The following is a 21,013-nucleotide window of genomic DNA, read 5'->3' on the forward strand; positions in this document are numbered from 1 at the left end:
CAGGCCCCCCGTTTTTTTCTCATTTTGTGGATACCTCATGTTATCGAACAAGTCCTTGGCACTGGCGCTGTGCCTCACTATTACTGGCTGCGCACAAACACCACAAAGTGATGCCGAAGGTGGGCACTGGTGGTCATTTGGATCTGACAAGGCTGCTACCAAGGACGCCGTGACACAAACCGACGCCAAGCCGGATGCCAAACCTGCCGCCGGCGCCAAGCCTGTCGAACCTGTGGCCGCCGCTGCTGCTCCAGCGCCTGCACCGGTAGCCAAGGCTGACACCGGCTTCAACTGGTGGCCGTTCGCTGCCAAAAGCGCCGACGAAAAAGCGGCGGATGCCAAGGCCGACCTGAAAGCCGACCTCAAGGCCGCAACCCCTGCTTCCACGCCGGATGCTGCGCCTGCCGTCGCCAAGACCGACACCGAAACCAAATGGTGGTGGCCGTTCGAAAGCAAGCCAAAGCCACTGGCCAAGGTTGATGTGACCAACGTGCAGATGCCCGACCCGAAAATCACCCAAGCCTGGCTGGATGATTATGAGCCGCGTCTGCGCGCCGCCATCAAGGACAGCAACCTGCAACTGGAACGTCGTGACAACGTATTGGTCGTGATTGCCCCGGTGGACGGCTCCTACAACCCGAAACGCCCGGCAATGCTGCTGCCGGTCACACTCGGCCCGTTCACACGCGTTGCCAAAGCTGTTGAAGCTGACCCCAAGACCGCGGTCCTGGTCCTGGGTCACGTTGATGCCACAGGTACCGCCCCGGCCAGCCAGGCGTTGACCAAAGAACGCGCGCAATCCATCGCCTCTATCTTCAGCCTCAGCGGCTTGAAGCAGGATCGCTTGATGCTGCGCGGTATGGGCGACCTGATGCCGCGTGCCGCCAACGACAGCAATCAGGGGCGTGCGCTGAACCGTCGCATGGAAATCATGTTCACTCAGCGTACAACTATGTTGGCGCTGCTGAGCAAGTACAACTCGGGCAAACCACCGGTCGCTGACATGGTCGCTGTGCAAACTGCGCCAGCCCCTGTGCCGGCTCCGGCTGCGAAAAAAGCGGCTCCGGCGAAAAAAGCCCCGGCCAAGAAATCTGCCGCCAAGCCAGCTGCGAAAAAAGCCGCTGCCAAGCCTGCCGCGAAAAAAGCCGCACCGAAGGCTGCCGCCCCGGCTGCGAACGACCAGGCGAAAAACTGATCCGTTGAAACAGAAGGATAAAGCTGCATGACCCAGGCACTGGCCGATATGCGCCGTGACTACACACGGGACGGTTTGAGCGAGGCCCAGGCCCCGGACGAGCCGTTTGCGTTGTTCCACCAATGGTTTGGCGATGCGGTGAAAACCGAGCAGCCACCGGTGGAGGCCAATGCCATGACCCTGGCAACGGTCGACCAGGACGGTCGCCCGCACTGTCGCATCCTGCTGCTCAAGGGCCTGGATGCACAGGGTTTTACCTTCTTCACTAACTATCAGAGCGCCAAGGGTGAACAACTCGCGGCGCGGCCGTTTGCGGCCATGACCTTCTTTTGGCCCTCCCTGGAGCGCCAGGTGCGCATCGAAGGGCGGGTGGTCAAGGTCACGCCTGAAGAGTCGGATGCCTATTATCAGGTCCGGCCTTTGGGCAGCCGTCTTGGCGCCTGGGCATCGCCGCAAAGCCAAGTCATTCGTGACCGTGAAGAGCTGCAGGAGCTGCTCAAGCAGACCGAACAGCGTTTCAGCGATACCCAACCCGACTGCCCCGAGCATTGGGGTGGCTATCGTTTGTTGCCTGAGCGCATCGAGTTCTGGCAAGGCCGCGCCAGTCGCCTGCATGACCGCCTGAACTATCGCCTGCAAGCGGGCGAGTGGACGCGCGAGCGCCTGGCGCCCTGAGCTACACCTTTCGTCATTCCATCTGAATGGTGATCATCACGCCGAAGTCTCTACACAGAGGCTTCGGCGTTTTTGATTGCGTGACTACAATAAAGAGCGCTTCCACGTGATTTTTGGATCGGGGCGGGAGCTACCGTTCGTCGAGTTTTTTGGTGCTGGCAGTCTGTACTCAGGCTGAATGAAAGCAATTTTCTGGCGTGCTTGCCGTGACAGGCGCCAAGCAGCGGCGTCTAATGAATACCTGTCCTTTGGAGTTGATGCTATGCGTAAGTCTGTTTTACTAGTTGCCTGCTTTACCACCTTGTCGTTGCTGTTGGGTGGCTGCGCCTCGAGTCTGACCGGCGACTCGTACTCCCGTGACGAGGCGCGTCGTGTACAGACCGTTCGTATGGGCACCATTGAATCCCTGCGGCCGGTGAAAATCGAAGGCACCAAGACCCCAATCGGCAGTGTTGCCGGTGCAGTGGTCGGCGGCGTTGGCGGCAGCGCGATCGGTGGTGGCCGTGGCAGTATCGTCACTGGCGTAATCGGTGCGGTTGCCGGTGGCTTGCTGGGTTCCGCCGCTGAAGAAGGTCTGACCCGCACCCAGGGTGTTGAAGTTACCGTTCGCGAAGACGACGGCAGCATGCGCGCCTACGTCCAGGCCGTCGACCCTAACGAAATCTTCCGCATTGGCGACCGCGTGCGCATCATGACGGTTAACGGCACCAGCCGTGTAACGCGCTAAGCGCTGGTTGTAGAAACGCAAAACCCCAACCGGGTGACGGGTTGGGGTTTTTTATTGCCTGCGGTTTTTTGAGAAAATGCAGGCGATAAAAAACCGCTTTAGTAGGGCGGTTTTTATTGCAAGCCATGTCTAAGTTTGCCTGTGGCGAGGGAGCTTGCTCCCGTTGGACTGCGTAGCAGTCCCATGCTTTTAAAGCAAAGAGCAGGGGCCGCTACGCGACCCAGCGGGAGCAAGCGCCCTCGCCACAGGTACGGTGTCCGGGCAGGCATTCACGCACTCACTTCACACCTGAAAGTGCTTCACCATCGTATTCAACTCATGCGCCAGGCTGGCAAGCGATTGCGAAGCGGCGGTGGTCTGAGTCGAGCCTTCGGCGGACTGAATCGACAGCTGTTGAATATTCAGTAAGTTGCGGTCGACCGCCCGGGCAACGTCAGCTTGCTCCGCCGCCGCCGTGGTAATCACCAGATTGCGGTTGTTGATCTCGTCATTGGCGGCAAGGATATCCGCCAGCGCTTGCTGCGCCAGTTCGGCCAGGCCAATGGTTTGCTGGGTCATGGTGCTGCTGTCGAGCATGGTGTTGACGGTGCTGGCGGTGTTGGTCTGGATGCTGCCAATCATCTGTTCGATTTCCTGGGTCGATTGCGCGGTGCGATGGGCGAGGGCGCGTACTTCGTCGGCGACCACGGCAAAACCACGGCCCGCATCACCGGCCCGCGCCGCTTCGATGGCCGCGTTCAGTGCCAATAAATTGGTTTGCTCGGCAATGGTGCGGATAACGTCGAGCACTTTGCCGATGCCTTTGGCCTGCTCGGCCAGGCCGCCCACTTGGCTGGAGCTTAGCTCTACACCACGGGTCAGGGCCTGGATGGAACTCAGTGCCTCGACCATACGTTGCTGGCCTTTCAAGGCGATGCTGCGCGACGCCTGGGACAGGTCGGAGGTGGTGGCGGCATTCCGGGCGACCTCTTCAATGGCCGTGGTCATCTCGGTGACGGCCGTGGCGGCCTGCTCGATCTCGCCATGTTGCTGCTGCAGGTCGCGGCTGCCCTCGGCAGTAACGGCATTCAGTTCCTCGGCCGCTGCCGCCAGTTGGCTCGACGAGCCGGTTATTTGCCGCAGTGTCTGCACCAGGTTATTACGCATGGTCTCTTGTGCCCGCAACAGGCGTGTGGCTTCGTCATTGCCGGTCGGGTTGATGGGCTGGCTGAGATCGCCCTTGGCGATGGTTTCAGCCACCCGTACCGCCTCAATGATGGGGCCGGTGATGCTGCGGGTCAGCAGCCAGGCCACCAGCACCGTGCCGCCACTTACCAGCACGATGACGATGGCGATACCGCCCACGGCATGCTGGTACGCGGCCACGGAAGTCTGGCCGGCAAGTTCTGCGCCCTTGTTGGCGAGGTCGATCAATTGATCGAAGTTCTTGGTCATCTGCTCATAGCTTTCTCGAATGCTGTTGAGAAAGTCACGGGCGCCAGCCTTGTCACCTGAGCGCGAGCGTTTGAGCATCTCGGTGTGGTTCTTGGCGTACCCTTCCAGGCTCTGGTTAAACACGTCCAGGCGCGATTTTTCCTCCGGCGTGCGCAGCAGCGCTGCATATTGAGCCAGTTGCTCCTTGACGCTCTTCAGGCGACCCGCGGATTTGTCTTCGTACGTCTGCATATCGGCGTCGCTGGCGGACAGGATGTGCGCCATTTCCCCCAAGCGAAAACGATCCAGCGAGGCATTGGCAAGGGCGAGGATCCTCACGCGCTGCATCCAGTTGTTTTGGATGTCGGCAGCCTGGGATTGCACTTCGCCGATCTGCTTGAGCGCGAACAGGCCGAGAAACACACTCAGCGACGCAATAGCAGCGAAGCCGATGAAGGCTCTGGCTGCGATTCTTATATTTCTCAGGAACATGGGTTTTCGCTCGGGCTGGGAACGCGTTGAAGAGCTGTGTCAGGCGGGTGCCCCAGACGGGGCAGGCGGATCGCCACAATCCTTAGTCGGCGGCCGAGACAAAGTCTTTAGGCGTTACGCGAAAGTGTCATCTTCGCCAAAAGAAAAACCCCAACCGGGTAACCGGTTGGGGTTTTTTGTGGGGCGTTCAGAGTGTTCAGGCTTTCTTGCGACTCGCCAGCGCTGTGACCGCGTAGCCAATACAGGCTGCCAGGATCGACCCGGTGAGGATGCCCATTCGATCCTCACCCGCGAACTCACTGGCGCCCGGCACAAACGCCAGGGAGCCGACAAACAGGCTCATGGTGAAGCCGATGCCGCACAAGATGGCCACTCCCAGCACTTGGCCCCAATTGGCGCCGCTGGGCAGGGTGGCGATTCCGGTCTTGATGGCCAGCCAAGTGAGGCCGAACACGCCGATGGTCTTGCCGATCAGCAGGCCGGCAGCGATGCCCATGGGCACGTGGTGAGTGAAGCTGTCCAGGGTAACCCCGGTCAGCGACACGCCAGCGTTGGCGAAGGCGAACAACGGCAGGATAGCGTAGGCCACCCAAGGGTGCAGGGCGTGCTCCAGAGTCAGCAGTGGCGAGGGTTCGGCATTTTTGGTGCGCAGTGGAATGCAGAACGCCAAGGTTACCCCGGCCAGGGTGGCGTGCACGCCACTCTTAAGCACGCAGACCCACAGGATCAGGCCGATGATCATATACGGGCCGAGCTTGACCACGCCCAGGCGGTTCATCGCGATCAAGGCGACCAGGCACGTGGCCGCGCCCGCCAAGGCTGCATTCGACAGTTCGGCGGAGTAGAACACCGCGATGACGATGATAGCGCCCAGGTCATCAATGATGGCCAGGGTCATCAGGAACAGCTTCAGTGACACCGGTACACGCTTGCCGAGCAGGGCCAGGACGCCGAGTGCAAAAGCGATATCGGTGGCCATCGGGATTGCCCAGCCGGCAAGTGCGGCGGGGTTGTCCTTGTTCAGTGCCCAATAGATCAAAGCCGGCACCACCATGCCGCCAATCGCGGCCGCCCCCGGCAGTACCACTTGCGATGGCTTGGACAGGTGGCCGTCGAGCAACTCGCGTTTGACCTCCAGACCGATCAGGAGGAAGAACAGCGCCATCAGGCCATCGTTGATCCACAGCAGCGCTGGCTTGGCGATTTTCAGCGCGCCAACCTGCGCCACCACCGGCGTATCGAGGAAGGCGCCGTAGAGGTGGGATAGTGGTGAGTTATTGATGATCAGCGCCAAAGCGGCAGCGGCGATCAATAACAGACCGCTGGCGGCCTCCAGCTGGAAGAAACGGGTGAAAGTGTTACGCAGAGGCAAGGGATGCTCTCCAATAAGGTTCAATAGGTGGGTACCCTAACCCGTACTGTTAGTTGTTAAAACAAAAGTTATATTCTTATTTGTTATAAGAGAGGGTCAGGATTGGTCTTGCGTCAAAGCTTAGCAATTGTGTGTCTAATTGAGTCGTCACTGTATCTGTGTGGCGTGTAGGAAAGCCCCTAAAATCGGGACTGAAACCCTTAGAGACTCACCTCATGAACGACCACCGTACCTGGGCTCGCGAAGCCATCCGTGTCATCGAAGCGGACTTCCAGCGCAGCGCCGACACGCACCTCATCCCTCTTCCATTGCCGGGGCTGCCGGGTATCGAGTTGTACTTCAAGGACGAGTCCAGCCACCCCACTGGCAGCCTCAAGCATCGGCTGGCGCGTTCGCTGTTCCTTTATGCGCTGTGTAATGGCTGGCTCAAGCCGGGTGCGCCGGTGATCGAAGCGTCCAGTGGGTCTACTGCGGTGTCGGAGGCGTACTTTGCGCGTTTGCTTGACCTGCCGTTTATCGCGGTGATGCCGGCCACCACGTCCCAGGCGAAGATCGACCAGATTGCCTTCTATGGTGGCAAGAGCCATCTGGTAAAGGATCCGACGCAGATCTACGCCGAGTCCGAACGTTTGGCGAAGGAAAGTGGCGGTCACTTCATGGACCAGTTCACCTACGCCGAGCGCGCGACGGACTGGCGGGCAAACAACAACATCGCTGAGTCGATTTTCCAGCAGATGCGTTTTGAGCATTACCCGGAGCCGAGCTGGTTGATTTCCAGCCCCGGCACCGGTGGCACCACGGCGACCCTGGGCCGCTACGTGCGTTATCGCCAGCATTGCACCCGCGTGCTGTGTGCCGATGCCGAGCGTTCGGTGTTTTTTGACTACTACCAGACGGGCGATGCCAGTTTGCGTCTGGAGTGCGGTTCACGCATCGAAGGGATCGGCCGGCCACGCGTCGAGGCTTCGTTTTTACCCCAGGTGATTGATGCGATGGTCAAGGTGCCGGATGCGCTGTCATTGGCAGCCATGCATTACCTGGCCGAGCGGTTGGGGCGGCGGGTGGGTGGTTCCAGCGGGACTAACCTGATCGGCGCTTTGGTCGCGGCGCTGCAGATGAAAGCGGCGGGGGAGTCGGGGTCGATCGTGGCGATCTTGTGTGATGGGGGCGAGCGGTATGCGAACACATACTACGATCAGGCTTGGTTGGCGGAGCAGGGGTATGAGCTTGGCGGCTTGATTGCAGCCGTTGCGGCCAGTGTAGAGAAGGGTGAGCCGTTGCCTGCCAGCGTCCTGCGCGCCAATATCTGACACGCCCCATCAACTAATGTGGGAGCTGGCTTGCCTGCGATGGCGGTGGTTCAGTCGAGAAATTCGGCGACTGACACTCCGTTATCGCAGGCAAGCCAGCTCCCACATTTGATCCGGGTTGGCTGTAAGAAGTGCTTAAGCTTCTATACCCAGCATATCCCGCGCCAACGCCTCGGCAATCCGAATTCCGTCAACACCCGCCGACAGGATGCCACCGGCGTAACCTGCGCCTTCACCGGCCGGGAACAAACCTTTTACGTTCAGGCTCTGCATCGACTCGTTACGGGTAATGCGCAGTGGCGACGAGGTGCGGGTCTCAATACCGGTCAGTACCGCATCGTGCAGCGAGTAACCTTTGATCTGTTTCTCGAACGCCGGCAGCGCTTCACGAATCGCCTCAATGGCGAAGTCCGGCAATGCCAGCGCCAGGTCGCCCAGGGCCACCCCCGGCTTGTAGGACGGTTCCACACTGCCAATGGCGGTGGACGGCTTACCAGCGATGAAATCACCCACCAGCTGCGCCGGCGCCTCGTAGTTGCTGCCGCCGAGGATGTAGGCGTGAGACTCCAGGCGCTCCTGCAACTCGATACCGGCCAGCGGTCCGCCTGGGTAATCCACCTCAGGCGTGATGCCGACCACGATGCCGGAGTTGGCGTTGCGCTCGTTGCGTGAATATTGGCTCATGCCATTGGTGACCACGCGGTTCGGCTCGGAAGTCGCCGCCACCACGGTGCCGCCCGGGCACATGCAGAAGCTGTAGACCGAACGGCCGTTCTTGGCGTGGTGTACCAGTTTGTAGTCGGCGGCGCCCAGTTTCGGGTGCCCGGCGTATTTGCCCAGGCGCGCTGCGTCGATCAGTGACTGCGGGTGTTCGATACGGAAGCCCACCGAGAATGGTTTGGCCTCCATGTACACGCCACGGCCGTGCAGCATACGGAAGGTGTCGCGGGCGCTGTGGCCCAGGGCCAGAATCACGTGCTTGGAGAGGATCTGCTCGCCGCCGTCGACGACCACGCCGTTCAACTGGCCATCTTCGATCAGCACATCAGTGACGCGCTGCTCAAAACGCACTTCACCACCGAGAGCGATGATCTGCTCGCGCATGTTTTCCACCACGCCGGTCAGGCGGAAGGTGCCAATGTGCGGCTTGCTGACGTAGAGGATTTCTTCCGGCGCGCCGGCCTTGACGAACTCGTGCAGCACTTTGCGACCGTGGAACTTCGGGTCTTTGATCTGGCTGTAGAGTTTGCCGTCGGAAAAGGTCCCGGCACCGCCTTCGCCAAATTGCACATTGGACTCGGGGTTGAGCACGCTTTTGCGCCACAGGCCCCAAGTGTCTTTGGTGCGCTGGCGCACTTCCTTGCCGCGTTCGAGGATGATCGGCTTGAAGCCCATCTGCGCAAGCAACAGCCCGGCGAAAATGCCGCAGGGGCCGAAACCCACCACGATCGGCCGTTCAACCAGGCCTCGCGGCGCCTGGCCCACCACTTTGTAGCTGACGTCCGGTGCCGGGTTGATGTTGCGGTCATCGGCGAACTTGAGCAGCAGGGCGGCTTCGCCCTTTACGTTCAGATCGATGGTGTAGATGAAGCACAGCTCCGACGATTTCTTGCGCGCGTCGTAGCTGCGTTTGAACAGGGTGAAGTCGAGCAGGTCATCACTGGCGATGCCCAGGCGCTGCACGATGGCAGGCCGCAGGTCTTCTTCGGGATGGTCGATGGGCAGCTTGAGTTCGGTGATTCGTAACATGACAGGATCCGGTGGGCGGCGGGCTTCGATGCCGGCTGTTTTGCAAACCGGCGATTATAAGCCCCAAAGGCTGATTCCCGTCATGTTAAAACAGCCCAAGGCTGAATCAGTCGTCCCGCGAGCCGCCGAATGATGCACAACCGCGCTGGACCTGGCCATTGACCCGCAACTCGGCGGTCATGTGTTGCAAGCTCCCGCTGGCGGCATCGATGCAGCGTTGTGGGGCTACCCACAGTTCGATGTGCTGGTTATTGGCTTCGGTCATCAGGTTGAAACGGCCGTCACCCAGTTGCTCTTCGACAAAAGGCACCGCCAGTGGCGGCTGGCCCTCGCGTTCCAGCACCATGCCCTTGGCCGTTACGCTCATCGCCCAGGCCGGTTTATGGCCATTGGCCCGCAGAATCATGCGTTTGAAGTCCGGGTCGTTACAGGCCGAGGTCGAGCGTTCTACACGATACAGTTGTTGCAGGTCGACCGAACCCTGGGTGCCGCTGGCCACCCCGGAAAACTTGCCGCGTAAATCGGCAAACAGCACGCCTTGCTGGCCGGCCAGGGACGCGGCTTCCTGCAAGACGCTGGTGCCGCCGGTGTCATTGACCACGTAGTTGCGTTTGTCGCCGCACGGCTGGAACAGCAGTTTGTCGCCCACTGCCGTGAGCTCACCCTGCATGCGGGTCAGCCCGACGGTAGACGGTTTGGCCGGCTCGCTCTCGAACATCTGGCAAGCGGTGAAGAGGGGCAGCAGGGCAAACAGAGCAAGGGTACGGGCGGCGCGCATTATTGGGTCTCCAAACTAGTGCCGCCACGTTACGCAGGGTGGCGCCGCATCACAAGCTCGGGACACAGTTTGAATAATCTGTTCCCTGGACGATGGCAGCGCAGGCGTTACTAATAGGGATGTTTCCTATAGTGAAGATTGGAGAGCCGTGAGAGTGTCGGCGTTTTTGGTAGGGGGCCGTGATGAGTATCAAATGGAGTATTTGCGTTCTTTTGCTCTGGGCAGGCGCTGCCTTGTCAGACGAGCCCATCCGGTTCGTCCTCTCGTCAGCCAGTGATTTCACCGACATCTCGGTGACGCTGAAAAAGGCCGAAAACCCTGATCCGGCCTACGTTGAGGTGAATGTCACGTTAACTCCTGAGGCGAAGGCAAGAGCGAAATCCCTTACGTTGCTTGCCTACAAGAAGCACCTGACACTTTATGTCGACGGCTATCAGCTCAGTACCGCCATGGTTCAAAGTGAGCTGGGTGGGCAGTTCAGTTTTGTTGCCCCGCGCGCACTGGTGATCGAGTGGATGTCTCAGTTCTCGCGTGAGGCAAGCGCCACTCAACCCACGATGTAGGTCTGACCAGTCTGTAAGCCTTCGACACTTTTCGCGTAGGCCAGTGCTACATCGGCACCCGGAGCCGGTTTGTAGCCGCGGAAGTACGGCGCGTAGCTGCCCATGGCTTCGAGCAAGACGGTCGGGCTCACCGAGTTGATGCGCAAGCCGCGCGGCAATTCGATCGCCGCCGCCTTGACGAAGGCATCCAATGCGCCGTTGACCAATGCGGCAGAAGCGCCGGTGCGGATCGGATCGCGGTTCAGAATGCCGCTGGTAAAGGTGAACGAGGCACCGTCGTTAGCGTAGTCGCGGCCGATCAGCAGCAGGTTGACCTGGCCCATCAGCTTGTCCCGCAGGCCCAGTTCAAAGTCGGCTTCGCTCATCTCACCCAGTGCCACAAAATTCACACTGCCTGCCGCGCAGACCAACGCGTCGAACTTGCCGGTCTGCTCAAACAGTTTGCGGATCGATGCGCTGTCGCTGATATCCACCTGGAAGTCGCCGCCGCTGCGGCCGATGCTGATCACCTCGTGACGCTGCGCCAGTTCCGCCTTGACCGCTGAGCCGACCGTGCCGCTGGCACCAATCAATAGGATTTTCATCGTGCTGTTCCTCCGGGGATTAAGTGAGGTTTCAGTCTAGGATGGCTTTTTAAGTGGATAAACGCGCTAATAGGCAACCTTTGGTTTTCAATTGGAAACAATCTATGAGCGAAATGGATGACCTGGCGGCCTTTGCCGTGCTGATCGAGGCGGGCAGTTTTACCCTGGCGGCGGAGCAATTGGGCTGCAGCAAGGGCCAATTGTCCAAGCGCATCAGCCAATTGGAAGCGCAGTTTTCGGTGGTGTTATTGCACCGTACCACTCGCAAGCTCAGCCTGACCGCCGCCGGTGCGGCGTTGTTGCCCCAGGCTCAGGCGCTGGTGGACCAGGTGGAGCGCGCCCGTCAGGCGTTGGCGCGGCTCAAGGACGATCTGGCTGGCCCAGTGCGTATGACGGTTCCGGTGTCGCTGGGGGAAACCTTCTTCGATGGCTTGTTGCTGGAGTTCACCCAGCAATACCCGCAGGTTCAGATCGAGCTGGAACTGAACAACAGCTACCGCGACCTGGCGCGTGATGGCTTCGATTTGGGCGTGCGCATGGGGGCGATGGATAACGAGCGGCTGGTGGCCAAGCCACTGTTGGCCTGGCATGAAATGACCTGCGCCAGCCCGGCCTACCTTGCGCAGCATGGCGAACCGCTGACGCCTGCGGATCTGGCCGCGCACACCTGTCTGCTCAACAGCCATTACAGCGGGCGTGAGGAGTGGTTGTACCACCAGCAACATGAACTGCTGCGGGTGCGGGTCAGCGGTACCTTCGCTTCCAACCACTACAACCTGTTGAAAAAAGCCGCCTTGGTGGGCGCCGGCATCGCCCGCCTGCCGTCCTACGTGTTACCGGCAGAACTGGCCGACGGGCGCTTGCGCTGGCTGCTGCGTGATTATCAAACGCGCAGCATGCCGATGTACCTGGTTCATCCTTATCAAGGTGGCCTGCCGCGCCGAACCCAAGTGTTGGCCGACTACTTGGTGGACTGGTTCAGACGCAGCGGCGAAACCCTGGATCGCCTTCAGCGGTAACGGCGCGCGATCAGGTGATCAATCGACAGGCAACCTGGGCCTTTGGCCACCAACAGCAGCAGTAACGCGATCCAGGTGCCATGGGTGGGGTAGGCCTCGGGGTAGACGAACAGTTGAATGGTCAAGGTCATGCCGATCAGCGCCAGGGCCGAGAAGCGCGTGGCAAAGCCCACCAGGATCAGTACCGGGAAAAAGTGTTCGGCAAATGCTGCCATGTGCGCGGCCACTTCCGGTGACAGCAAGGGCACGTGGTACTCGCTGCGAAACAGCGGCAGGGTTGAAGCGGCAAGCTTGGGTTCGCCCAATTGGAAGGTGCCGTTGATGATATCAATCGCAAAGCCTTCGACTTTGGTCTGGCCGGACTTCCAGAACACCGCCGCAATGGAAAACCGTGCGAGAAATGCGATCAGGCTGTAGGGGATTTTTTCGAACAGCGCGATGGTCCGTTTTACCAGGCAAGTAGGGGAAGTGTTCATGGCGATTCCTTTTGTTCTGTGTGCAAATGAATGATGGCGTCGTGGCTGATCAGCAGTGTCAGGCAATGGTTGAGGTCGAATTCGGCTGATGCTTCAAGCGCGTGCTCTACCGCCATTTCCAGGCCTGATCCCTGGTCAAGGCTGTTGATAAACGCCACCGAACCGCTGTCGATGGCGAAGACCTTGACCGCCAAGCCCTGGCGTAACACCAGTGCACTTTGGGCGTACCAAGGGTTCAAGGTGGCAATGGTGCCTTCGGTCTGGTGCGCGGCCCATACCGCAACCACGGCGTAGGGTGAATTCAAGGTGGCCAGGGACGGATGCAGGTGCAGGCTTAGCTGCCCCAGGTCGGTCGGCCCTTGCAGTTGTTCAAGGATGGCCTGCTGATTCAGTGGCTGGCGGTCCGCGGCGTGATAAGCACGCACCCGCAGGCGTTCCAGGCGTGCGACGTCCGCCAGGTAAGGCACGCTCGCAGCCGGTTCGAACGCCTGGATGAACGCGGCAAACGTGCTGCCGTAATCGCTGATCAACGGGCTGTCGGGCGGGCTGGCTTGCACGTACAGGCTGGCCATCGCGCGAAAAAATTCATCGCCAACCAATTGCAGCGTTACCGGATAAGCGGCGGCGAGCGCGTTGATCAGCGAGCTGTGGACATTGTTTCGATACACCGCGAAACGGCTGGCCGGGTCGGCGCCGTTGTTGCTGAACAATCCGTCGGGGCAGGCCTGATCGGCGTCGAGCAAGGCGCCGGCAAATGCAGCTTGATCGCTCATAGCTTCAATACCTTCGCCTGTGACAGATGCCAGTCGGCGTGTTGGGCTTCGGCGTGTAACACGCTGAAGGCGGGCACCTGGTTGTCCCGCTCGATCAGCGTGGCCACCGGGCCGGTGTACTTGAGCACCTGTTCATAGAGCTGCCACACCGCGTTATCGATGGGCGCGCCATGGTCATCGATCAGCAGGCGGTCGCCCAGGCTGTCGGTGTCTTCGGCAAAGCCGGCCAGATGAATCTCACCGACGGCCTTCAGCGGTAGCGCATCGATGTAGGCCAGTGGATCGCGCTGATGATTGATGCACGACACATAGACGTTGTTGACGTCCAGCAACAGCCCGCAACCGGTGCGCCGGATGATCTCGCTGATGAAGTCCGTCTCGTCCAGAGTCGAGCGTTGGAACTGCAGGTACGTCGAGGGGTTCTCCAGCAGCATCGGCCGCTTGAGGGTGCTTTGTACCTGATCGATGTGCTCGCACACCCGGTCCAGGGTCGCGGCGTCGTAGGCAAGCGGCAGCAAGTCATTGAGGAACACCGGGCCGTGGCTGGACCAGGCCAGGTGTTCAGAGAAAGAGTGGGGTTGATAGCGTTCGATCAGCGTGGCCAACCGTGCCAGGTGCTCACGATTAAGCGGGCCTTCGCCGCCGATGGACAGACCCACGCCATGCAATGACAGTGGGTACTGTTCGCGTATCAAACCCAGGTAGTGATGAAACGGGCCGCCGGCGACCATGTAGTTTTCGGCGTGAACTTCAAAAAAACCGATATCGGGCGAGGTCTCGAGCACTTCAAGAAAGTGCTCGTTCTTCAGCCCCAGCCCGGCCCGGTAAGGGAGGCCGGGCACCTGAGCCGGTGAGACCGTGTGCTGGGGTAAAAGCGTCATCATCAGTACTCAGGTTTTGCAGGGTTTCAGGACTTGGCGGTGAAGGCTGCTTCCTGGCCGAAACCGGTCGGCGAGGTGGCGCTTGGGGTCTTTGCGCAAGTGCCGGCTGGGACCAGTTTCCAGGCGTTGGCCTGGTCTTTGACTTTCGAGGTACCGGCGCAGGTAGTACCGGCGCCTGCAGCGCAATCGTTCTTGCCGGCTTCGGCGACACCAAAGCACTTGTCCATTTTCGCTTCGTCAGCGTGGGCCATGTTGGTCAGGGCGGAAAAGCTCAGGGCCGAACCCAGGGCCAGAACGAGGGTAGCGGCGGACAGCGAACGGGATTTAGTAGTCATGGTGTAACTCCAGCAGTGAGGTTGGGTAAGGAAGCGTTTTTGCTTGCTTACCCCTCTAGAGTTGGGGCATCAGGCTGCGTTACAGCAGGTGATAAATAAATTTTCGAGGCCGAGCAAATGGCGCCGTGAGTCTTAGTGTTCGCAAGCCCCGTATGCGCTTGCTGTAGGATCAAGCAATGCCTGGCACTGGGCGAATGTGCGCAAGACCAATAAGGAGCGTTGGCTGTGAAGAACCGCTTTGCAGATTTTTTCATCAGCAGAAATTTCTCATTCCTGTGGCTGGGGCAAGCCCTCTCATCGTTTGGCGAGTTCGTTTTCGAGAGCACCGTCATTGTGTGGCTGGTGACTGACCTGTTTCACGACAGTGCGTTCTTGCCGATGGCCGTAGGCCTGGCAGTGGCGGCTTCGGCTATACCGCGTGTATGGGTGGCCCCACTGGCCGGGGCTTGGGTCGATCGGATGGCCCCGCTGTACGTGATGATCGCGGGGGATGGGATTCGGGTGCTCAACTTCCTGATCTTTTTCGTGATCTATTCACTGGCCGGGTTGGACCCGATGCAAGTGTTCGTCGGCGTTCTGCTGTTGTTGTTGGTGAACAGCACGGCCGCACAGTTTTTCAACCCGTCGCGCCAGGCGATAATGCAAGTGGTCATCCCTACGGCTCGACGCGTTGAGGCATCGGCCAAGGCAATGTTTTCCCTGACGGGTATTTCAGTGTTGTCGGCGTCCCTTGGGCCGGCCTTATTTGTCTGGGTTGGCCCCGCCCTGGCACTGCTGATAAATGTGCTGGCTTTTGCCTGTTCGGCCCTGTGCATCGCGTTTACCCAGGGCCTGCGCCGGACCTTGCTGGCCGAGCAACAACGGCTGCCCTTTTGGCGTGGAGTGCTCGCAGGGCTGCGGTTTTCCTGGGGGCACGCCTCGATCAGGACGTTGTTGATCGGTGTCGCGTTGTACGGGTTTTCCCTGGGGGTCAATAACGTCGCGTTGTCCTTGTATGCATTCAAAACCCTGGGCTTGAGCCCTTATGAATACGGCCTGATTCTCGCGGCGTTCCCTGTCGGCGGGTTGGTTGCTGCCGTGCTGGTCCGGCCGCTGTTGAAGTCATTGAGCACGCGCCAGGCCTTTACCTTTGCGTTACTGTGCATGGGGTTCAGTTACCTGGCGTATTCGCTGCATCCGCCGTTTTACCTGGCCTGGGCGCTGATGTTCAGTTGTGGGTTGTTCTTCTCGGTGTTTGCGATTGTGCAAGGGCCGATGCTTCAGGAAGCCGTGCCTGAAGGCTACATGGGGCGTGTGTCCGCAACGGTCACGCCGGTACTGGCCATCGCCTCGTTGACCGGTACGCTGGTGTGTTCTCAGACATTGAATAGGGCAGAGCGCGTCATCGCCTATTTCGACGCGCCGCTGGATGTGTACGGCGCGTATATCTTCCTGGCGGCGGGCTTGTTGCTATTGGGCGGGGCATTGATGCTGGCCGGCCAGCGCGCGGGCAAGGGGGAGTTGGTCGCGACGCTTTGAACCGCGATAAAAAAACGGCCCGAAGGCCGTTTTTTTGTTACCTCAATGGCTCAGCCACCGAGATAGGCTTCACGCACCTTCGGATCCGTGAGCAATTGCTCCCCGGTGCCCTGCATCACCACCCGGCCGTTTTCCAGCACGTAGGCGCGGTCGGCGATTTTCAGCGCCTGGTTGGCGTTCTGCTCCACCAGGAATACCGTCACACCGTCCTTGCGCAGTTGTTCGATGATATCGAAGATCTGCTGGATGATGATCGGTGCCAGGCCCAGTGAAGGCTCGTCGAGCAGCAACAGCTTGGGCTTGCTCATCAGCGCCCGGCCGATGGCGAGCATTTGCTGCTCGCCGCCGGACATGGTGCCGCCGCGCTGGCTGAAGCGTTCCTTGAGCCGTGGGAACAGGTGCAGCACCTTGTCCATCTGCTCCTGATAATCGCCCTTATCGGTGAAGAACCCGCCCATGGCCAGGTTCTCTTCCACCGTCAGGCGCGAGAACACACGACGGCCTTCGGGCACAACGGCAATGCTCTTGCGCATGATCTCGGAGGAAGCCTGGCCCACCAGTTCTTCACCCATGTAGCGGATGCTGCCGCTATGGGCCTGCGGTGAACCGCACAGGGTCATCAGCAAGGTCGACTTGCCGGCACCGTTGGCGCCGATCAGCGTGACGATTTCACCTTGGCGCACTTCCACGTTGACGCTGTGCAGCGCCTGGATCTTGCCGTAGAAAGTGGAAACGTTTTCGAATTGCAGCATTTTACGCTTCCCCCAAATAGGCTTTGATCACTTCCGGGTTGTCGCGGATCTGCTCCGGCGTACCGTTGGCCAATGGCGTGCCCTGGTTGATCACCACGATGTGGTCGGAAATGCTCATGACCAGTTTCATATCGTGTTCGATCAACAGCACCGTGGCGTTGTTTTCCTCACGCAGCACCGTGATCAGCGCCTTGAGGTCTTCGGTTTCCTTGGGGTTCAGGCCGGCGGCCGGTTCGTCGAGCATCAGGATCCGCGGGCGGGTCATCATGCAGCGAGCGATTTCCAGTCGGCGTTGTTGGCCGTAAGCCAGGGTGCCGGCCGGGCGGTTGGCAAACTCGGTGAGGTTGACCTTGTCCAGCCAGTACGCCGCGTATTCCATGGCCTCGCGCTCGCTCTTGCGGAACGCCGGGGTCTTGAACAGGCCAGCAAAGAAGTTGGTGTTCAAGTGCCGGTGCTGGGCGATCAACAGGTTTTCGACCGCCGTCATGTCCTTGAACAAGCGCACGTTCTGGAAGGTACGCACCACGCCCTTGCGGGCGATCTCGTGACCGGCCAAGCCCTGGATGGGTTGGCCATCCAGCAGGATGCTGCCACCGCTCGGCTTGTAGAAGCCGGTAAGGCAGTTGAACACCGTGGTCTTGCCGGCGCCGTTCGGGCCGATCAGCGCCACAACCTGTTTCTCTTTGACGGTCAGGGCCACGCCGTTGACCGCGAGCAAGCCGCCAAAACGCATGCTCAAGTTTTCGACTTTCAGGATCTCGCGGCTCATTTGCGCAGCTCCATGTGTGGGCGTTGCATCGGCAGCAGACCTTGAGGACGCCAGATCATCATCAGTACCATCATGGCGCCGAACATCAACATGCGGTATTCGCTGAACTCACGCATCATTTCCGGCAGCAGGATCATCACGATCGCCGCCAGGATCACGCCCAGCTGCGAGCCCATGCCACCCAGTACCACGATGGCGAGAATGATCGCCGACTCGATAAAGGTGAACGACTCCGGGGTCACCAGGCCTTGGCGCGCGGCGAAGAAGCTGCCGGCGAAACCGGCGAAGGTTGCCCCCAGGGTGAATGCCGAGAGTTTGATGACGGTCGGGTTCATGCCTAATGCACGGCAGGCGATTTCATCTTCGCGCAACGCTTCCCACGCGCGGCCGATCGGCATGCGCAGCAGGCGGTTGATCACGAACAGTGCCGCCAATGCCAGCAACAACGCCACCAGGTACAGGAACACCACTTTGCTCACCGGGTTGTAGTCGATCCCGAAGTATTCGTGGAAGGTCTGCATGCCTTCGGCTGCGGTGCGGTCGAACGACAGCCCGAAGAACGTCGGTTTGGGGATGCTGCTGATGCCGTTGGGGCCACCGGTGATATCGGTGAGGTTCCGCAGGAACAGCCGGATGATTTCACCGAAGCCCAGGGTCACGATCGCCAGATAGTCACCGCGCAGGCGCAGCACCGGGAAGCCCAGCAGGAAGCCGAACGTGGCCGCCGCCATGCCGGCCAGTGGCAGGCAGATCCAGAAGCCCCAGCCCAGGTAGTGCGAGAGCAGCGCGTAGGTGTAGGCACCCACGGCATAGAAACCCACATAACCGAGGTCGAGCAGGCCGGCCAGGCCGACTACGATGTTCAGGCCCAGGCCCAGCAACACGTAGATCAGGATCAGGGTGGCAATGTCGACGGCGCCGCGCGAGCCGAAGAACGGCCAGATCAACGCGGCCACGATCAGCCCGATGATGATGTAGCGCTGGGTACGCGGCAGGGTCAGGAATTGGCTGACCTTGGGCGACACCAACGGGCCACGGTTGCCCTTGAGCAACGCACCGACCTGCTGGGTGAACAGCACACGCAGGAACATCAGCACCGAGCACAGGGCGATGATGGTCAGGGTCACGGGACCGGTGCCATGCACTTCCAGGTTGATGCCGACAATGCTCAGCTTGAGGCCGAGTACCGGAAAGGCCACGGCCCAGACCAGCAAGGCGCTGAAGAACGCCGATTTAAGATATCTGCTCATACTTTCTCAACCTCCGGACGACCCAGGATGCCGGTCGGACGGAACAACAGCACCAGAACCAACAGGCCGAACGCCACGACGTCCTTGTACTGGTCGCCGAACACGTCGGCGCCAAAGGCTTCAGCCACACCCAGCACCAGCCCGCCGAGCATCGCGCCCGGAATACTGCCGATACCGCCCAAGACCGCTGCGGTAAAAGCCTTGAGGCCTACCAGGAAACCGGCGTTGGGGTTGATCACGCCGTACTGCATGCTCAGCAGCACCGCCGCAATGGCTGCGAGTGCGGCACCGATCACGAAGGTCAGGGCGATGATGTTGTTGGTGTTGATGCCCAACAGGTTGGCCATCTTGATGTCTTCGGCGCAGGCCCGGCAGGCGCGCCCCAGACGGGAGCGGGAAATGAACAGGGTCAGGCCGAGCATTGCCACCAGGGTGACGACGAAAACCAGCACCTGCATGTACGAAATCAGCACTTCTTGTGCGCCACCTGGGCCGAAGGAGAAGCTCCCCGGAATCAGGTTGGGAATGGACTTATCCTTGGAGTCCTGGGACAGCAATACAGTGTTCTGCAGGAAAATCGACATGCCGATGGCGGAAATCAGCGGGATCAAACGGTTGCTGCCACGCAAGGGGCGGTAGGCGACGCGCTCGATACTGTAGCCATAAGCACTGGTCACGACGATCGATGCCAGGAACGCAGCGGTCATCAACAGCGGCAGGGAATGGATACCCAGCATGGCCAGCCCGGCAAGGGCGATGAAGGCCACGTAGGAACCAATCATGTACACCTCGCCATGGGCGAAGTTGATCATTCCAATGATGCCGTAAACCATTGTGTAGCCAATGGCTATCAAGGCATAGGTGCTGCCAACGGTCATGCCGTTAACCAGCGTTTGGAAAAAATGATAGATCTCAGGCATTACAGCGCTCCTAAAAACCCGATACGCATTTCACTGGTGGAGTCATTTCCGGCTCGGTGCCCTGCTCTGTGATCAGGTTGCACGAAGCGTTTGCCAGCGAACCGCTGGTGACGGTTTTAAGATTTTCAGGTGAGCCAGCGCCCGGATCGCGGGTGACATGGCCCATAAACCTCGTAAAACAAAGCCCACTGCTCTCACAGTGGGCTTGTTGGACCAGTAACGCCTGGCTTACTGAGGGGAAACTTCGGTTTTTGGTTTACCGAAGTGCCATTCGTAGACCACGAATTTGAAGTCCTTCAGGTCACCCTTGGCGTCGAAGCTCAGGTCGCCAGTTGGGGTCTTGAAGGTGCCGGCGTGGATAGCAGCAGCCACTTTGGCGGTGTCTTCGCTTTTCGCGGCGGCGATACCGCCGGCGATCACTTCAACGGCCGAGTAGGCCGGGAACACGAACGGACCGGTTGGGTCCTGCTTGTTCTTGGTGAACTCTTCAACGATGGCCTTGTTGGCCGGGTCGGTGTCGAAGGATTTCGGCAGGGTAACCAGCAGGCCTTCGGAAGCGCCCTGGGCGATTTGCGAGATGGAGTCGTTACCCACACCTTCTGGGCCCATGAACTTGGCGTTCACGCCTTTTTCCTTGGCCTGGCGCAGGATCAAGCCCAGCTCTGGGTGGTAGCCGCCGTAGTAGACGAAGTCGACGTTGGCTTGCTTGAGCTTCTGGATCAGCGAGCCGAAGTCTTTGTCGCCAGCGTTGATGCCTTCGAACAGGGCGACTTTCACGCCTTTCTTCTCGAGGGTCTGCTTGACGGCGGTGGCGATGCCTTCACCGTACTGCTGTTTGTCGTGGATAACAGCAACGACTTTCGGCTTCACGTGGTCGGCAATGTAGTTACCGGCCGCTGGGCCTTGGGCGCTGTCCAGGCCGATGGTACGGAACACCAGCTTGTAGCCACGGGAAGTGATTTCCGGGCTGGTAGCCGCCGGGGTGATCATGATCACGCCTTCGTCTTCATAGATGTCGGACGCTGGCTGAGTGGAGCTGGAGCAGAGGTGACCGACCACGAACTTGACGCCGTCGTTGACCACTTTGTTCGCTACGGCAACGGCTTGTTTTGGATCGCACGCATCGTCGTATTCTTTCGCTTCAAGCATTTTGCCGTCGACACCGCCCTTGGCGTTGATGTCAGCGATTGCCTGCTTGGCACCCATGAATTGCATGTCGCCGTATTGCGTCACTGGACCTGTCTTAGGCCCGGCGATACCGATCTTGATGGTGTCGGCTGCGAACGAATGGCCGGCAACCCCAGCCAGGACCATAGCGGCAAACAGTTTGGAAATCTGCTTAGTAGCCTTATTCATAGTGCTCCACTCTTACTGTTGTATTTTTTATAGTTCTAGCGGCCTTGTGAGCTGCAGAACCGGATCAGATATCGCGGATATCCCCCGGCATTGCCCTGGCAACTGT

The 21,013-nt window shown here is 59.8% G+C and carries 21 protein-coding genes; 7 read left to right on the top strand and 14 right to left on the bottom strand.

The features are described 5' to 3' along the window. Nucleotides 1–37 precede the first annotated feature (37 nt). The 3 genes from HU759_RS07630 to HU759_RS07640 all read left to right on the top strand — a co-directional run bounded on the left by HU759_RS07630 (nucleotide 38) and on the right by HU759_RS07640 (nucleotide 2,597). Complete coding sequence (locus tag HU759_RS07630; protein WP_170036490.1) at nucleotides 38–1,195, top strand: OmpA family protein; 1,158 nt, start codon at nucleotides 38–40, stop codon at nucleotides 1,193–1,195. Nucleotides 1,196–1,222: 27 nt separating this feature from the next. Beyond that, nucleotides 1,223–1,870, top strand: a complete 648-nt coding sequence (pdxH, locus tag HU759_RS07635) for a pyridoxamine 5'-phosphate oxidase (protein ID WP_099548576.1) — start codon at nucleotides 1,223–1,225, stop codon at nucleotides 1,868–1,870. A gap of 262 nt (nucleotides 1,871–2,132) precedes the next feature. Further along, a complete protein-coding gene (locus HU759_RS07640; protein WP_017137197.1) occupies nucleotides 2,133–2,597 on the top strand; it encodes a glycine zipper 2TM domain-containing protein in 465 nt (154 codons plus the stop codon). 282 nt (nucleotides 2,598–2,879) lie between these two features. On the opposite strand, the gene HU759_RS07645 is transcribed toward HU759_RS07640, so the two are convergent. Both HU759_RS07645 and nhaA read right to left on the bottom strand, forming a co-directional pair. After that, nucleotides 2,880–4,502 carry a methyl-accepting chemotaxis protein gene (locus tag HU759_RS07645; RefSeq protein ID WP_169985418.1) on the bottom strand — a complete coding sequence of 541 codons (1,623 nt, stop codon included), beginning with the start codon at nucleotides 4,500–4,502 and terminating at the stop codon, nucleotides 2,880–2,882. Nucleotides 4,503–4,698: 196 nt separating this feature from the next. Then, nucleotides 4,699–5,874 (bottom strand): Na+/H+ antiporter NhaA, encoded by a 1,176-nt coding sequence (gene nhaA / locus HU759_RS07650; protein ID WP_017137199.1) that lies wholly within the window; start codon nucleotides 5,872–5,874, stop codon nucleotides 4,699–4,701. Between the two features lie 215 nt (nucleotides 5,875–6,089). Between nhaA and HU759_RS07655 the strand changes: the two genes are divergently transcribed. Further along, nucleotides 6,090–7,184 (top strand): PLP-dependent cysteine synthase family protein, encoded by a 1,095-nt coding sequence (locus HU759_RS07655; protein ID WP_017137200.1) that lies wholly within the window; start codon nucleotides 6,090–6,092, stop codon nucleotides 7,182–7,184. A gap of 135 nt (nucleotides 7,185–7,319) precedes the next feature. Here HU759_RS07655 and HU759_RS07660 read toward each other — a convergent pair whose 3' ends face one another. Continuing rightward, the gene (locus tag HU759_RS07660) at nucleotides 7,320–8,933 is read right to left on the bottom strand and encodes an NAD(P)/FAD-dependent oxidoreductase (RefSeq protein ID WP_017137201.1); all 1,614 of its coding nucleotides are present in this window, start codon (nucleotides 8,931–8,933) and stop codon (nucleotides 7,320–7,322) included. A gap of 106 nt (nucleotides 8,934–9,039) precedes the next feature. Then, nucleotides 9,040–9,711, bottom strand: a complete 672-nt coding sequence (locus HU759_RS07665) for a hypothetical protein (protein WP_099548579.1) — start codon at nucleotides 9,709–9,711, stop codon at nucleotides 9,040–9,042. A gap of 182 nt (nucleotides 9,712–9,893) precedes the next feature. Here HU759_RS07665 and HU759_RS07670 point away from each other — a divergent pair, with 182 nt between their 5' ends. Further along, nucleotides 9,894–10,274: a hypothetical protein gene (locus HU759_RS07670; RefSeq protein ID WP_170036492.1), complete on the top strand. Its 381-nt coding sequence runs from the start codon at nucleotides 9,894–9,896 to the stop codon at nucleotides 10,272–10,274. Here the strand turns inward: HU759_RS07670 and HU759_RS07675 are convergent. Beyond that, nucleotides 10,259–10,858: a short chain dehydrogenase gene (locus HU759_RS07675; protein WP_099548580.1), complete on the bottom strand. Its 600-nt coding sequence runs from the start codon at nucleotides 10,856–10,858 to the stop codon at nucleotides 10,259–10,261. The genes HU759_RS07670 and HU759_RS07675 overlap by 16 nt on opposite strands. Before the next feature lie 104 nt (nucleotides 10,859–10,962). Between HU759_RS07675 and HU759_RS07680 the strand changes: the two genes are divergently transcribed. After that, on the top strand, nucleotides 10,963–11,877 hold the full coding sequence (locus HU759_RS07680) for a LysR family transcriptional regulator (protein ID WP_017137203.1): 915 nt from the start codon (nucleotides 10,963–10,965) through the stop codon (nucleotides 11,875–11,877). Here HU759_RS07680 and HU759_RS07685 read toward each other — a convergent pair. The 4 genes from HU759_RS07685 to HU759_RS07700 are packed head-to-tail and all read right to left on the bottom strand — an operon-like array spanning nucleotide 11,868 to nucleotide 14,342. Further along, nucleotides 11,868–12,353 carry a DoxX family protein gene (locus HU759_RS07685; protein WP_017137204.1) on the bottom strand — a complete coding sequence of 162 codons (486 nt, stop codon included), beginning with the start codon at nucleotides 12,351–12,353 and terminating at the stop codon, nucleotides 11,868–11,870. The genes HU759_RS07680 and HU759_RS07685 overlap by 10 nt on opposite strands. Then, entirely contained in the window at nucleotides 12,350–13,126 is a 777-nt protein-coding gene (locus HU759_RS07690) for a DNA-binding domain-containing protein (RefSeq protein ID WP_170036494.1), read from the bottom strand. The genes HU759_RS07685 and HU759_RS07690 overlap by 4 nt, the downstream gene beginning before the upstream one ends. Beyond that, nucleotides 13,123–14,010, bottom strand: coding sequence for a DUF692 domain-containing protein (locus HU759_RS07695; RefSeq protein WP_170036496.1), 888 nt, complete (start codon nucleotides 14,008–14,010; stop codon nucleotides 13,123–13,125). The genes HU759_RS07690 and HU759_RS07695 overlap by 4 nt, the downstream gene beginning before the upstream one ends. 23 nt (nucleotides 14,011–14,033) lie before the next feature. Then, nucleotides 14,034–14,342 (bottom strand): DUF2282 domain-containing protein, encoded by a 309-nt coding sequence (locus HU759_RS07700; protein ID WP_017137207.1) that lies wholly within the window; start codon nucleotides 14,340–14,342, stop codon nucleotides 14,034–14,036. A 225-nt stretch (nucleotides 14,343–14,567) separates the two neighbouring features. On the opposite strand from HU759_RS07700, the gene HU759_RS07705 reads away from it, so the two are divergent. Further along, nucleotides 14,568–15,860 carry an MFS transporter gene (locus tag HU759_RS07705; protein WP_170036498.1) on the top strand — a complete coding sequence of 431 codons (1,293 nt, stop codon included), beginning with the start codon at nucleotides 14,568–14,570 and terminating at the stop codon, nucleotides 15,858–15,860. Between the two features lie 50 nt (nucleotides 15,861–15,910). Here the strand turns inward: HU759_RS07705 and HU759_RS07710 are convergent, their stop codons facing one another. From HU759_RS07710 to HU759_RS07730, 5 genes are all read right to left on the bottom strand, one after another. Beyond that, nucleotides 15,911–16,612: an ABC transporter ATP-binding protein gene (locus tag HU759_RS07710; protein ID WP_017137209.1), complete on the bottom strand. Its 702-nt coding sequence runs from the start codon at nucleotides 16,610–16,612 to the stop codon at nucleotides 15,911–15,913. Between the two features lies 1 nt (nucleotide 16,613). After that, a complete protein-coding gene (gene livG, locus HU759_RS07715; RefSeq protein ID WP_017137210.1) occupies nucleotides 16,614–17,381 on the bottom strand; it encodes a high-affinity branched-chain amino acid ABC transporter ATP-binding protein LivG in 768 nt (255 codons plus the stop codon). Continuing rightward, nucleotides 17,378–18,631, bottom strand: a complete 1,254-nt coding sequence (locus tag HU759_RS07720) for a high-affinity branched-chain amino acid ABC transporter permease LivM (protein ID WP_017137211.1) — start codon at nucleotides 18,629–18,631, stop codon at nucleotides 17,378–17,380. Before HU759_RS07720 ends, livG begins: the two co-directional genes overlap by 4 nt. Then, on the bottom strand, nucleotides 18,628–19,551 hold the full coding sequence (livH, locus tag HU759_RS07725; RefSeq protein WP_017137212.1) for a high-affinity branched-chain amino acid ABC transporter permease LivH: 924 nt from the start codon (nucleotides 19,549–19,551) through the stop codon (nucleotides 18,628–18,630). Before livH ends, HU759_RS07720 begins: the two co-directional genes overlap by 4 nt. Nucleotides 19,552–19,779: 228 nt before the next feature. Continuing rightward, nucleotides 19,780–20,907, bottom strand: coding sequence for a branched-chain amino acid ABC transporter substrate-binding protein (locus tag HU759_RS07730; protein WP_017137213.1), 1,128 nt, complete (start codon nucleotides 20,905–20,907; stop codon nucleotides 19,780–19,782). Nucleotides 20,908–21,013 lie beyond the last annotated feature (106 nt).

This window comes from Pseudomonas sp. OE 28.3 (assembly GCF_014268205.2).
Lineage (GTDB): Bacteria > Pseudomonadota > Gammaproteobacteria > Pseudomonadales > Pseudomonadaceae > Aquipseudomonas > Aquipseudomonas edaphica.